This window comes from Enterococcus sp. R12, from assembly GCF_058135755.1.
The window spans coordinates 2,473,587-2,487,500 of record NZ_CM176874.1 but is presented as its reverse complement, the minus strand read 5'-3'; the positions used below and the strand labels follow the sequence as shown (position 1 = coordinate 2,487,500).

Below are 13,914 nucleotides of genomic sequence, written 5' to 3'. Positions count from 1 at the left end.
TTGGGTAAAACTCTTCTACAATGATCCCTAAGGTGTCCCTAAACAGTCCTGGATAGCCCCCAAGATAGACTTGGTCATATTCATTGACGATCCCACTAAAGAAATTCGTCAAGAAGATGCCACCTTGTCGCACGTAATCATTGATTTTCTTACCGAAGGCTTCTGGTGCTGAATAGAGATTTGGGGCAATCACTAAAGGATAGCCGTCTAGGGATTCGGAAGGATGGACAAAGTCTACGCTCAGATTTAACGCCCTTAGCGCGGCATACAGGCTGCGTAACTGATGAATGTACTTTAAGGTGCTTGGTTTGGCATCCAATTCCAGCGCCCACCAATTTTCCCAGTCAAAGACAACCGCGACATCAGCCAAGAAGCGCGTCCCAACGATATCCGACAGTTGCGAAAATTCGTTGCCTAATTGCGCACATTCACGAAAGATACGGCTTGAATGAGGATCTCCATGAGGCACCATCGCACTATGAAATTTTTCCGCACCGCCACGAGACTGCCGCCATTGGAAGAACATGATGCCATCAGCGCCATGAGCGAGCGCTTCATAACTCCAAAGACGCAGCTGGTTGGGTGTCTTGGCACCATTGATTTGCCGCCAATTAACGGCGCTGGTGGCTTGTTCCATGATCAAAAAAGGTTTTTTCTTTAAACTACGAGTTAGATCGTTAGCAAGAAATTGCGGGTAAGGGATCTTTTCAAAGGGATTCGGGTACGAATTCCAGCTGACTACATCCATTTCGGGTGCCCATTTAAACCCATCCACGTATTTGTGCAAGCCCATAAGATTGGTCATGTAAGGGATGCCTTGTGAATATTTTGCGATCGCCGCCTTTTCGAGTTGATAGAGCTCCAGATTCATGTCGGAAAGAAAACGGCGATAGTCTAACTGCTGCGCAGGATTTTTGAAGGTCGGCATCGCTTCAGGTAGAAAAATTTCCTCCCAGCTGCCATAGGATTGACTCCAAAACTTGGTTGACCACGCATCATTCAATCCAGCGATGGTCTGATATTTCTCTGCTAACCATGTCTGAAATCTTTTCCGACAATGATCGCAATAACACTCGTGGATGTGACAGGTATATTCATTATTGATATGCCACATGACTAGCCCTGGATGATTGGCATAACGGTTTGCGACTGCTTCCGACAAATCGGTGGCATATTGACGATAGATAGGGGAAGTCGGACAGTAGTGCTGGCGCGCCCCATGAAACAGTCGATTGCCATGAATGGTCACAGGCAGCATCTCAGGATGTTTTTGAACAAGCCAAGCGGGAGGCGAAGCCGTTCCGTTGGCTAGGTCGATCATGATATTGTTTTCATATAAAAGATCCATCAACCAGTCCAGAAAATCAAAATCATAGGTGGATTCATCTGGCTGCAGATTGACCCAGCCAAAAATATTGATACTTACATAGTTCACACCTGCTTCTTTCATTAAGCGCATATCTTCAAGAATGACTTCTTTAGACCATTGTTCAGGATTGTAGTCGGCACCATAGTAAAGTTGACGTTGCGTTTTCATCAAATCGCTCCTTTATAGACGTTTCTTTAGCATCAAGATACTTGAATCATAGCAAATATTTATCTGTTTGATAGCGGTATCATTTGAAAATCATGAAATGATCCAAAAAAACAAAAATAATTCAATCTGGTTTCGCAACTAGGACTATCGTCCATCAGTTCTTTTGCCTTGCTGTTTTTTTAACAAAAATATACAATTGAAAAAGGCGGTAAATTAAAGTATCTAGAATTTACATTCTTAGAAAGTTGTTTTTTTATCGGAGGTTTCTTTTTGCTGAAATGCATGTTTATAACTATATGATCCAAAAAAACTTTGAATCACGAGTAGAAAAAACACGATGAGTCAGAGAAATGAATAATTATGTGATGAGGAATCAAAAAAATGAATGACATAAGTTATTCAACAAAATTGCCAAGAAGGAGAGACAAGTTCATGAACCAGCCAATACAGATTTTTTCTGAGATTGCCCCTTTAAAACGGGTGCTGCTGCATCGTCCAGGCGCAGAATTAGAAAACTTGATGCCGGATTATCTTGATCGATTGTTGTTTGATGATATTCCTTTTTTAACCCAAGCGCAAAAAGAACATGATTTTTTTGCGGATACGTTAAGAAGCAAAGGGGTGGAAGTCCTTTATTTGGAGGGTCTAGCTGCTGAAACATTGACAACAACTGGTGCCAAAGAGGCCTTTTTAGAAGACTATTTAAATGAAACAACGATCCTTGATGAAGAGATTCGCAACGAAGTGCGCAACTTTTTCCTGTCGATTAAAGACAATCGCGCCTTTATCGATCATACGATGGCGGGCTTGAAAAAAAGTGAGGTAGAAATTTCAAAAGCCAGTAACTTAACGGCAATCGTTGAAACAGAATATCCTTTCTTAATCGATCCAATGCCAAACCTATATTTCACGCGAGATCCGTTTGCGACGATTGGTCACAGTGTTTCCTTGAATCGAATGTATTCTGCAACGAGAAGACGGGAAACCCTCTACGGAAAACAAATTTTTACGCACCATCCGATGTTTGCCCGCAATGAGACGAACTTTTTGTATCATCGGGACGAAACGACGCGGATGGAAGGCGGCGATCAGCTGATTTTATCTGATAAAATCGTGGCGATCGGGATCTCTCAACGAACAGAAGTTGCCTCAATTGAAAAAATTGCCGAAACGATTTTTGCCACAGAACCGAGTTTCGAACATATCTTGGCATTTAATATCGGCGAAGAACGAAAATTTATGCATTTAGATACGGTCTTCACGATGGTGGATCATGATAAGTTCACGATCCATCCAGAAATCGAGGGAGAACTTTCGCTGTATTCAATCACTAAACACAAGGACGGTGTGCGAGTATATGAGGAAAAAGATACGTTGGAAAACATTCTTTGCCGTTATTTAGATTTGCCTGAAGTCCACTTGATCCGCTGTGGTGGCGACGATTTAGCAGCGGCAGCTAGAGAGCAATGGAATGATGGGTCTAATACCTTGGCGATTGCACCTGGAGAAGTCGTGGTCTATGACCGCAACACCATTACCAATGGGCTGTTAAAAGAGGCAGGAGTCATTTTGAATGAAATCTCGGGCAGCGAATTGGTTCGCGGACGCGGGGGCCCCCGCTGTATGAGTATGCCGTTTATACGTGAGTAGGTCGATGCTTTGTTATTTTAAATGCTTGTCTTTTCTTTAGAAGCATTTAAGTTAAGAAAAAGACGAGAAAAAACTAAAAGAAAGATTTGAAACATCATTTTGTTTCTAATCTTTCTTTTTTGTCATCATTTAACCCCCAATAAAATGAAAAGGATTTCTTTTTGTGAAAATGTGTAATTTTTGTGACTTTTATATGTAAAGACTATAAAAAAACGCTAGGAACCTTGTTCTATCGCAAAATTTATGTTACGGTTATATTAGAAAACGGAAATAGGTGAAGGTATTTGCCACTTATTGATTTTTGACACCCTACGATCAGCGAATGCCATATGCTTGATTTGTAGTGGTTTTTTTTGCGGAAAAAAAGTGAAAGCAGGTGAGAAAATGACAGTAGATGCCATTCGATTATTACAAGAAGCAGAGCAATTTGCGGAAAATAAAAATAAAGAAGCAGAAGCAGAAAAAAAACAATTGGCACAAGCAAGAGAAGAACGGTTGAAGGCGTTTAAAAAAGAGTTGGCAGAAAAAGAAGCCCAACAAAAAGAAGCAATCAACCAAAAAATCGCAGCTGAGTTGGTACAGTCTAAGGAACCACTCTTGGCTAAGACCCAAGCAGAAGTGGAAACACTGCGAACGATCCCTAATGAATTGAAAGAAGAAGCATTAGCAATAATAATAAATAAGGTTGTGACATAAATGGCAATTGCAAAAATGCAAAAGTTCAGTCTGTTGACCTTTTACGATCAGAAAGAAGCTGTTTTAGAGCAGCTGCAAGACTTTCAAGGCGTAGAACTGCTTTCTTCGGAAAAATATTATGATTCTGAAGAAACGACGGGTGTTTTGACACCGGTTCGCGAGGAACAGTCTGAAGAAGAAATGGAGAACCAGTTTGGTCAAGTCAACTGGAGCTTAAATTTTTTAGAAGAATATGTACCCAAAAAAGGAATGCTGGCACAACTGCGGCAACCAATCAAAAAATATACCCTTCAAGAATTGGCTGAAACAGCCCACACCTATCCTTGGCAAGAATTATGCCAAACCCTTCGTAAACAAGACAAACGTCTTCGCTTGATTGATCAAGAAAAACGCGATGTATTAGCACAAGAAGCAGAACTGTCGATCTGGAAGTATTTCAAAGAACGACCAGCTGTTTTAAAAGAATTAAAAAAATCAGGTGGCTTGTTAGGATCGATTCCTACTTCTGAAATGGCTGACTTTACGACCAACAGTGAAAAGCTGCCGCTTGTCTATGTCGAAACCATTTATCAATCACAAACGACAACTTACTTATTGGTACTTTTCCATAAAGATGTAAAAGAAAAAGTAACTACTCTTCTAAAGAAAGCAGCCTTCGAGCAATACATCTACCCTTATGAGGGGATTCCAGAAGAAGATCTGCAAACGATGAAAGAAAAATCCCAACGTCTAATTGATGAAGAAAAAGAAATCAAAGCTTCTCTTGGTGCGATGACAAAAGAGCAAGAAACTTTGCGGATCGTTGCCGAGTATTTAGATGGAGCGATCACCCGCTTAAAAAGCAGTAAAATGCTTTTGCGTTCGACTCATGCGGTATCGATTTCTGGCTGGGTTCCTGTTGATGGGGCGGCCGAATTAGAAAAACGTATCAAAAAAGGGACCACGGATAACTATTACCTCGAATACCAAGAAGTGACGGAAAAAGAGATGGCTGATGTGCCGATTTTATTAGAAAACGCACGTTGGATCAAACCTTTTGAAGGACTTGTTCGGATGTACAGCTTGCCGCAATATGACGAGTTAGATCCGACACCATTTATGGCGCCTTTTTACATGGTGGCATTCGGGATGATGGTTGCCGATTTTGGCTATGGGTTGCTCTTGTTTCTGGCGACATTCCTGGGGAAAAAGCTGTTCCACCTCAGCAAAGGGCTGGAACAAAATTTGACCCTCTTTCAGTTGTGCTCGATCCCTACGATTATTTGGGGCTTGATCTATGGCAACTTCTTTGGATTTGAATTCTCATTCCAACTGTTGTCTGCCCAGGATGATGTCAATCAAATCTTAGTCTTATCCGTGATCTTTGGATACATTCAGATCATGTTTGGCTTGGCGCTGAAATTCTATATTTTATGGAAGAAAAAAGACCAGAAACTGGCTGCGATGTTCCAAGCCGGTTCGTGGATCGTCTTTTTGATCAGTGTCGTTTTTGTCGCCGCAGGAATGCTGCTTTTCCCTGACACCCCGTTACAAACGATTGGGATCGTAATGATCGCTGCCAGTCTTTTAGCAGTGGCAATCGGAGGCAGTTTAGAAGGAAAAACGTTGGCAGGAAAAATCGGTTCTGGATTGTACGGATTGATGGATGTGACCAATTATGTTGGTGACTTGATCAGTTACACCCGTCTGATGGCGTTAGGGGTTGCCGGCGGAAGTATCGCCTCAGCCTTCAACTTGATCATTAGCTACTTGCCGCCAGCAGCCCGGTTTACCGTCGGTATCTTATTATTTGTGGCGCTACATGGCCTGAATATTTTCTTAAGTTACCTTAGTGCGTATGTTCATGGTATTCGCTTGCAGTATTTGGAGTATTTTGGAAAATTCTTTACGGGGGGCGGACGTGCCTTTGACCCGTTCAAATCAAATGAAAATTATGTAGAGATCATCTCAGAAGAAAAGTTACAGGAGGATAATAATGGAAAATTGGATTAGTTTCTTTTACGAAAATGGTGGAATTGTTTTTGCAGCTTTAGGTGTAGCGACCGCAACGATTTGTGGTGGTATCGGATCAACGATCGGTGTTGGGATGACCAGTGAAGCAGCATCAGGCTTGATCTCAGAGCAGCCAGAGAAATTCGGGCAAGCGTTGATTTTGGAATTGCTTTCTAGTACCCAGGGGCTATACGGCTTTGTAATCTCCTTTATGATTTTTGGTCAGATCAGTGGTTCGATCTCATTCGATCGCGGGTTGTATTTGTTTATCGCTTCATTACCGATCGCGTTAACAGCAATTATCGCCGGTAAATGGCAAGGACGTGCCGCAAGTGCTGCGATGCAGATTTTAGCAAAAAAACCAGAACATGTGACCAAAGGAATTATCTTGGTAGCGATGATGGAAACGTATTGTATTTTAGGGTTCGTGATTTCCTTCTTGCTTGTCTTGAATTAAGAGGAGGGAAAAGTGAATGTCTGATATTACACGTTTAACTGACAAAATAACCGCTGATGCGGAAAAGAAATACCAGCTTCAAATCAAAGAAGCACAAAAAGAAAGTGAAAACCAAGAAAATTTAAAACGAGCACAGTTAGAAAAAGAGCTTAATGAACGGTTAGCTTTTTATGAAAAAGAAAAACGTGCTGCGATGTATTTGGAAATCTCAGATGTGCATATCCAATCAAGAAACAAGGTCTTGGCAGCAAAGCAGTCCGTCTTAGATGAGCTGTTTTCTGAGGCTCTGACCCGTTTGAACACGATGGATCAGGCAGCATTTTATACGTTTATCGCGAAAGGCTTGGCGAATGCACGGTTAACTGGTGAGGTCGAGTTGCTTTTAGGTGAGAAGTCCCGTCATTTTGTAGATGAGGAATTCCTTACTAAGTTGCAAGCATCGGTCCCAGAGGTTCAGCTGAAACTGGTAAATAAAACGATCCCTCGCAAGGGTGGCTTTTTGTTGCGACAAGAAGCAATTGAGTTGAATTTTACCTTTGATGCGCTACTAGAAGCCAACAAAGAAGAGTTAAGCAATACGTTACTGCAATTGATTTTTGAACAGTAAGCAGGTGCAAACAGATGAATGACATCAAATATAATACGTTGAATACGAGAATTCGGACGTATGAATCGCAATTATTCGATCGTAGTCGCTATGAGCGAATGCTCTCAGCTGCCAGCGCAGAGGAAATCTATGGGATGCTGCAAGAAACGGTTTATGGTGACTTCATCAATGAAGATGATCGTGTACACGATTTTGAACAAGTCCTGATGGCTGAGTTGAAACGGGTATACGAAACGATGTATCAGTTGACACCAGAAAAAGCGATCGTTGATTTCTTTGCTTTGAAATATGACTATCAAAATCTGAAAGTTTTAGTAAAAGCGGCGTATATGCAAGAAGATTTTTCGGCGTATCTCGTCCCAATCGGCACCCAGCCACTTTCCGTCCTTAAAGATCTGGTCAAGACCAGGAAAAGTACTCAGGTCGCGCAAGAAATGGTTGCCTGTGTGGAAGAAGTCTTTTCTTATATTGAGAACTATCATGAAGTCCAGTCCATCGATATCATCTTTGACAACCATTATTGGGAGCAATTATGGACGATCGGTAAAGAATACCAAGACGAGTTGCTGCAAAGCTTGATTCGCCGTCAAATCGATATCTTCAATATTTCAACAACGTTGCGCAGTTACGCGATGAAACGCAAGCGCGGCTTTATCAGCGCAGTTTTAGCCGACCATGGGAATTTACCTGCAAGTGAGTTGTTAGCAGAAATCACGACTTCTCTTGAGGCGTTTGTGGGATACTTGCAAGGAACCCCTTATAAAGAGCTGATCAATCATAGTTATGAAGAATTGGTAGAAAAGAAGACCTTGAATACCTTTGATATACGTAAAGACAATTTTCTAATGGCGAAGCTCAAAGAACAAAAAATCGTGCCTTTTGGGCCGTCAGCATTGGCAGGGTATCTGTATGCCAAGGAAATTGAAAGCAAGAATTTGCGTATTCTCTTGATTGGTAAAATCAATAAGGTGCCAGAAGAGATTTTAAGAAGTCGGGTGCGTGATAGTTATGCATAAAAAAATAGCAATGATGGGTGGTAAGAACTCGATCTTGCCTTTCAAAGGGCTGGGGATCGATATCTTTCCAGTCAGCGATTTGGATGAAGCCGCCCAACAATTAGAAGAGATGGCTGAAGCGTATGGTGTGATCTTTTTGACCGAGCGGTTGATCGAGCAATTAGAACCGATCGTTCGTCGTTACGAAGAAGTACCGACACCAGCGATCATTCCGATTCCAAGTAGTACGGGTAGTTTAGGGATCGGCATGGCACGCATTCAGCAAAATGTGGAAAAAGCGGTAGGAATGAATATATTAGATTCATAACAGACAAGTCAGCCAGCTAGGAGGAATAAATGTGGCATTTGGCACAATTGAAAAAGTATCGGGACCACTGGTCACCGCCTCAGGATTAAGTGGCGCAAAAATCCACGAAATCTGCAAAGTCAGTGACAAGGGCCTTATCGGTGAGATCATTGAGATCAAAAAAGGGCTGGTTTCGATCCAAGTATACGAAGAAACAGCGGGGATCGGACCAGGCGAGCCCGTAGAAACGACAGGCGCACCATTGTCTGTCGAACTAGCACCAGGTTTGTTGACTCAGATGTTTGATGGGATCCAACGACCATTAGATACATTTATGTTGCAAACAGAGAGTGATTTTTTGGAGCGGGGGGTCACCATCGATCCACTGAATCGCCAAAAGAAATGGACCTTCGTCCCACAAGTACAAGTCGGCGATACTGTACAAGCCGGTGATATTTTAGGTTCAGTACAAGAAACTTCGGTGATCGAGCATAAGATCATGGTGCCACCAAACTATGAAGGAACCGTCAAAGAAATCATGGTGGGAAATTTTGCGATTACTGAAGTGATCTGTGTTTTAGAAACCATCGATGGTGAAAAATCCTTGACGATGGTTCAGAAATGGCCAGTGCGTCAACCGCGGCCAGTTACTGCTAAATTAAATCCAGGCGAACCGCTAGTCACTGGACAGCGAGTCATCGACACCTATTTTCCAGTGGCAAAAGGCGGCTCAGCTGCTGTTCCTGGACCTTTTGGTGCTGGAAAAACAGTCGTTCAGCATCAGATCGCTAAATGGTCAGATGTGGATATCGTGGTCTATGTCGGTTGCGGTGAGCGGGGCAACGAAATGCGGGATGTCATGAACGAATTTCCTGAGTTGATCGATCCGAATACCGGCAAGTCGATCATGGAACGAACGGTATTGATCGCCAATACGTCGAATATGCCAGTTGCTGCTCGGGAAGCCTCGATCTATACAGGAATCACGATCGCGGAATATTACCGTGACATGGGCTATAGTGTTGCCATCATGGCAGATTCAACTTCTCGTTGGGCAGAAGCACTGCGAGAAATGAGTGGGCGCTTGCAAGAGATCCCAGGAGATGAAGGCTATCCGGCTTACCTTGGAAGTCGAATTGCGGAATACTATGAGCGAGCAGGGCGTTTCCATTCATTAGGCACGCAACCTCGAGAAGGAAGCATTACCGCAATTGGTGCGGTTTCACCTGCTGGAGGAGACATCTCAGAACCGGTCACTCAAAATACCTTACGAATCGTGAAAGTCTTTTGGGCATTGGATAGTATGTTGGCGCAAAAGCGGCATTTTCCATCCATCAACTGGATGAATTCCTATTCCCTTTATGAGGATCAAATCAATTCTTATTTGGATCAATTATTAGGTGATCGCTGGTCGGAGCTAGTCAATGAATCCATGGCGATTCTCCAAGAGGAAAGCCGATTAGAAGAAATCGTTCAGCTGGTAGGGATGGACTCTCTTTCCCAGAAAGACCGCTTGACGATGATGACTGCTCGTTCTTTAAGACAAGACTACTTGCAGCAAAACGCCTTCGATGACGTTGATACGTACACTTCCCGCAACAAGCAGTTCAAGATGCTGGAAAACATTCTCTACTTTAATGAACAAGCACAGCGTGCATTGCAGCTAGGTGCTTACTTAGATGAGATCACCAAAGGAACGGTTGATCTGCGTGAGCGCATCGCCCGCAGCAAATACATTCCTGAAGAAGAATTGACTCGCTTGGATACGATCAAGCATGACATCAAAGAAATGTTACAACGAATCATTGAAACTGGAGGTGTTCATTGATGTTAAAAGAATATCGTACAGTTTCCGAAATTGCTGGCCCCTTAATGGTGGTCGAAAATGTTCGAGGCGTGAAATTCGACGAACTCGTTGAGGTCCGCATGGACACAGGCGAGATCCGTCAAGGACAAGTACTGGAAGTCAGTGATGACAATGCTGTTGTCCAAGTCTTTGAAGGTACCAGTAATTTGAGTGCAGAAGAAAGCAAAGCAAGGTTTCTAGGGACTGGTTTGACTCTAGGGGTTTCTCTAGATATGATGGGTCGGGTGTTTGACGGTTTAGGAAAACCAAAAGATAACGGCCCGAGAATCTTGCCAGAAAAACGCATCGATGTAAACGGTGAAGCCATCAATCCGATGGCGCGGGACTTCCCAGATGAATTTATCCAAACGGGGATCTCAACGATCGATCATTTAAATACATTAGTTCGTGGACAAAAACTACCAATCTTTTCTGCGTCTGGTTTGCCTCATAAAGAGATCGCTGCTCAAATCGCACGACAAGCAACAGTACCTAGCCAAGAAGGCAATTTCGCGATCGTCTTCGCAGCAATTGGGATCCCTTTTGAAGAAGCTGAATTTTTCGTGGATGAATTCCGCAAAACCGGTGCGTTAGATCGTTCTGTTTTGTTTATGAACCTTGCCAATGATCCAGCAATCGAACGGATCGCTACACCTAAGATGGCATTGACCGCAGCAGAGTATTTGGCTTTTGAAAAAGGCATGCACGTCTTAGTGATCATGACCGATATGACGAATTACTGTGAAGCGTTGCGAGAAATCTCCGCTGCCCGCCGAGAAGTTCCGGGACGTCGTGGCTATCCAGGGTATCTGTACACCAATTTAGCGACGCTGTATGAACGGGCAGGACGTTTGATGGGCAAAGAAGGATCGGTCACACAAATACCGATCTTAACGATGCCAGATGGCGATAAAACCCACCCGATTCCTGATTTGACCGGCTATATCACGGAAGGACAAATTATTTTGTCGCGGGACCTTTACAAGCGCAATATCAACCCGCCAGTGGATATTTTACCAAGTCTTTCACGGTTGAAGGACAAAGGAACGGGAGAAGGTAAGACCCGTGCCGATCATGCGGCAACGATGAATCAAATCTATGCCGCCTATTCCGATGGGAAAGCTGCCAAAGAGCTATCGATCGTTTTAGGGGAGTCTGCCTTATCTGACCTTGATAAAAAGTACGCGCGCTTTGCTGATCTTTTTGAAAAAGAGTACGTCAATCAAGGATTTGAAACCAATCGGACGATTGAAGATACGTTAGATTTAGGCTGGAAGCTATTAGCTACCTTGCCAAAACAAGAGTTGAGCCGTATCAAAGAAGAATTTATCGACGCCTATTACCCAACGGACGAGGATGTGAGTTCTTAATGGCGATCTTAAATGTCAATCCGACACGGATGGAACTAAGTCGTTTGAAAAAGCGGCTGACGACGGCAACCCGTGGTCACAAATTATTGAAAGACAAGCAAGATGAGCTAGTACGTCAGTTCATTCAGCTAGTAAAGAAAAACCAGGAACTTCGTAAAAAGATGGAGACCGCATTGCAAGCAGGAATGGAAGAGTATGTGCTGGCTTCTAGTAGTATTCCCGATGTTGTTTTGCAAGAAGCCTTTATGATCCCTTTGAATAAAGTGACCTTAGATGTGCAAAGCCGAACCATCATGAATATGGATGTGCCAGTGTTGAACCCTGTTTACGAAGAAGAAAGCTCGGATGATGATTTTTCCTACGGTTTTGTGAGTACCACCAGTGAGCTGGATCTCTCGTTGTCCCATCTGGATCAAATGCTGCCAGTGATGCTGCAGTTGGCCGAGATCGAGAAAACCTGTCAACTGATGGCCAATGAGATCGAACGGACGAGACGAAGAGTCAATGCGTTAGAGTATATGACGATTCCCAAGCTGACAGAAACCATTCAATACATCGAAAGCAATCTGGCAGAAGACGAACGAGCAACATTGACTCGCTTGATGAAGGTAACGGACATCATTGCAGAAAACGAAGCGAAGTAAGACTTTTGCAAGCAGTGTGATTACAGCAAAAGGCACGTAGAAAGGAGGATTCTTTCTACGTGCCTTTTTTGCTTGTTAAGAGCGTAAGAGCAGTTGGTCATCTTTCAACTCAGTACCACTATTTTGATGGAACATTTCCATCAATTCAGGGACCGTCAAATGCTGCTTTTGCTCACCGGCAATGTCTACGACGATCTTGCCTTGATGAAGCATGATCAGGCGATTGCCATAACGAATGGCATCTTCCATGTCATGAGTGACCATGAAAGCCGTCAACTGTTGGGACCGAATCAACTGATCAGTCAATGCCATGACCGTCAATGAGGTCTTAGGATCAAGGGCTGCGGTATGTTCATCTAATAAAATCAATTTAGGCTGCTGCAACGTCGCCATCAAGAGGGTGATGGCTTGCCGCTGTCCGCCTGATAGTAAACCGATCTCAGCAGAAAGGCGATTTTCTAAGCCTAAGTTTAGGCTGGCTAACTTCTCTTGGAAAAACGCGCGGTTTTTCGCTTTGACGCCTGTTGCAAATCCGCGGACTTGGCCGCGTTTGTAAGCCAATGCTAAATTTTCTTCAACGGTCAAACGAACCGCGGTCCCCATACGTGGATCTTGAAAGACCCGACTAATATCTTTTGACCGTTTGGTCACGGATAAACGGGTAATGTCTTTCCCATCTAAGGTGATTTTTCCTTGTTCTGTTGGGATCGTTCCTGCGATACTGTTTAAGAGGGTCGATTTTCCAGCACCATTCCCACCGATGATCGTAATAAAATCACCGGCATTCATCGTCAGGTCAATGCCTCGCAAGACATGGTTTTCATTGATCGTTCCTTTTTCAAAGGTTTGGTGTAGATTCTCGATTGTTAAGACTGAAGTCATTAGGATTGGCCTCCTTTGGTTTTTGGCAGCATCTTTTTAAGTCCTAGTTTTGAACGAAGCTGCGGTAAGGAGAGGCAGATGACTAAGACGATTGCAGATGCCAATTTGATATCGTTGGCCTCGACATTGAATTCGAATACGACAGCCAAGATAAAGCGATAAACGATTGCCCCGATCACGATGGTGATCAATCGCAAAAGTAAAGATTTATTGGCAAATAAAACTTCTGCAATAATGATCGATGCTAAACCGATCACGATCGTACCGATCCCTGAGTTCAAATCAGCGAAGCCATTGTTTTGGGCTAAGAGGGCACCAGAGAGGGCGATACAGCCATTAGAGATCATATAGCCGATAATCTTCATGTTATCAGTGTTGATGCCGTTGGCCTCGCTCATAGCTAAATTGTCGCCCGTCGCTCGCAATGCTAAGCCGATCTCTGTACGGAAAAAGAGGAACAAGCACAAAATGACGATTGCCGCGAAGAGAAAGCCTGCAAGAATCACGGCATTGTTTTTGGTCAGTCCCATGGCTTGAAATTGGGTGAAGACCGTGTCTTGCCCCAGCAAGGCGATGTTGGGAGCACCCATCACACGATTTGTGATGGAATACAGTCCAGTCATCGTGATGATCCCCGCCAATAAGGCAGGGATTTTTAGTTTTGTGTGCAGCAGACCAGATACTAAGCCGGCTACCATGCCGCCGCCAAAGCCCATCAGACTCGCTAAAATAGGCGAGAGACCATTCGTAATACTGATTGCTGCGATCCCAGCGCCTAAGGGGAAACTCCCTTCTGCAGTTAAATCAGCGATATCTAAAATACGAAAGGTTAAAAATACACCAATCGCCAGCAATGCCCAAAGGATCCCTTGAGAGGTGGCAGATTGTAGTAAGAGCAAGAATGTGTCGACTAAATTCATATGATTTCCTC

Annotated in this window: 13 protein-coding genes (1 of these 13 cut by a window edge); 10 read left to right on the top strand and 3 right to left on the bottom strand. The window is 43.5% G+C overall.

What is annotated here, in order from left to right; genetic code table 11:
- Window positions 1–1,537 carry the 5' portion of a beta-galactosidase gene (locus tag ACTW1R_RS11475; RefSeq protein ID WP_489927280.1) on the bottom strand. It extends 461 nt beyond the left edge of the window, so 1,537 of the gene's 1,998 nt are visible here — the first part of the coding sequence; the start codon lies at window positions 1,535–1,537; its stop codon lies off the left edge, out of view.
- Between the two features lie 432 nt (window positions 1,538–1,969).
- Between ACTW1R_RS11475 and arcA the strand changes: the two genes are divergently transcribed.
- From arcA to ACTW1R_RS11425, 10 genes are all read left to right on the top strand, one after another.
- Window positions 1,970–3,187 carry an arginine deiminase gene (gene arcA, locus ACTW1R_RS11470; RefSeq protein WP_271813333.1) on the top strand — a complete coding sequence of 406 codons (1,218 nt, stop codon included), beginning with the start codon at window positions 1,970–1,972 and terminating at the stop codon, window positions 3,185–3,187.
- A gap of 384 nt (window positions 3,188–3,571) precedes the next feature.
- A complete protein-coding gene (locus tag ACTW1R_RS11465; RefSeq protein WP_015510092.1) occupies window positions 3,572–3,883 on the top strand; it encodes a hypothetical protein in 312 nt (103 codons plus the stop codon).
- Window positions 3,884–5,875 carry a V-type ATP synthase subunit I gene (locus ACTW1R_RS11460; RefSeq protein ID WP_271813332.1) on the top strand — a complete coding sequence of 664 codons (1,992 nt, stop codon included), beginning with the start codon at window positions 3,884–3,886 and terminating at the stop codon, window positions 5,873–5,875.
- On the top strand, window positions 5,859–6,332 hold the full coding sequence (locus tag ACTW1R_RS11455; RefSeq protein ID WP_005229236.1) for a V-type ATP synthase subunit K: 474 nt from the start codon (window positions 5,859–5,861) through the stop codon (window positions 6,330–6,332). The genes ACTW1R_RS11460 and ACTW1R_RS11455 overlap by 17 nt, the downstream gene beginning before the upstream one ends.
- Window positions 6,333–6,348: 16 nt before the next feature.
- Entirely contained in the window at window positions 6,349–6,939 is a 591-nt protein-coding gene (locus ACTW1R_RS11450; protein ID WP_005229237.1) for a V-type ATP synthase subunit E, read from the top strand.
- Between the two features lie 14 nt (window positions 6,940–6,953).
- The gene (locus ACTW1R_RS11445; RefSeq protein WP_005229238.1) at window positions 6,954–7,955 is read left to right on the top strand and encodes a V-type ATP synthase subunit C; all 1,002 of its coding nucleotides are present in this window, start codon (window positions 6,954–6,956) and stop codon (window positions 7,953–7,955) included.
- Window positions 7,948–8,262 carry a V-type ATP synthase subunit F gene (locus tag ACTW1R_RS11440; RefSeq protein ID WP_005229240.1) on the top strand — a complete coding sequence of 105 codons (315 nt, stop codon included), beginning with the start codon at window positions 7,948–7,950 and terminating at the stop codon, window positions 8,260–8,262. Before ACTW1R_RS11445 ends, ACTW1R_RS11440 begins: the two co-directional genes overlap by 8 nt.
- 31 nt (window positions 8,263–8,293) lie before the next feature.
- Complete coding sequence (locus ACTW1R_RS11435) at window positions 8,294–10,069, top strand: V-type ATP synthase subunit A (RefSeq protein ID WP_271813330.1); 1,776 nt, start codon at window positions 8,294–8,296, stop codon at window positions 10,067–10,069.
- The gene (locus ACTW1R_RS11430) at window positions 10,069–11,457 is read left to right on the top strand and encodes a V-type ATP synthase subunit B (RefSeq protein ID WP_128488642.1); all 1,389 of its coding nucleotides are present in this window, start codon (window positions 10,069–10,071) and stop codon (window positions 11,455–11,457) included. Before ACTW1R_RS11435 ends, ACTW1R_RS11430 begins: the two co-directional genes overlap by 1 nt.
- Window positions 11,457–12,101, top strand: coding sequence for a V-type ATP synthase subunit D (locus ACTW1R_RS11425; protein ID WP_005229243.1), 645 nt, complete (start codon window positions 11,457–11,459; stop codon window positions 12,099–12,101). The genes ACTW1R_RS11430 and ACTW1R_RS11425 overlap by 1 nt, the downstream gene beginning before the upstream one ends.
- 75 nt (window positions 12,102–12,176) lie before the next feature.
- Here ACTW1R_RS11425 and ACTW1R_RS11420 read toward each other — a convergent pair whose 3' ends face one another.
- The gene (locus ACTW1R_RS11420) at window positions 12,177–12,983 is read right to left on the bottom strand and encodes an ABC transporter ATP-binding protein (RefSeq protein ID WP_142965342.1); all 807 of its coding nucleotides are present in this window, start codon (window positions 12,981–12,983) and stop codon (window positions 12,177–12,179) included.
- Window positions 12,983–13,903 (bottom strand): ABC transporter permease, encoded by a 921-nt coding sequence (locus ACTW1R_RS11415; RefSeq protein WP_005229245.1) that lies wholly within the window; start codon window positions 13,901–13,903, stop codon window positions 12,983–12,985. The genes ACTW1R_RS11420 and ACTW1R_RS11415 overlap by 1 nt, the downstream gene beginning before the upstream one ends.
- Between the last annotated feature and the right edge of the window lie 11 nt (window positions 13,904–13,914).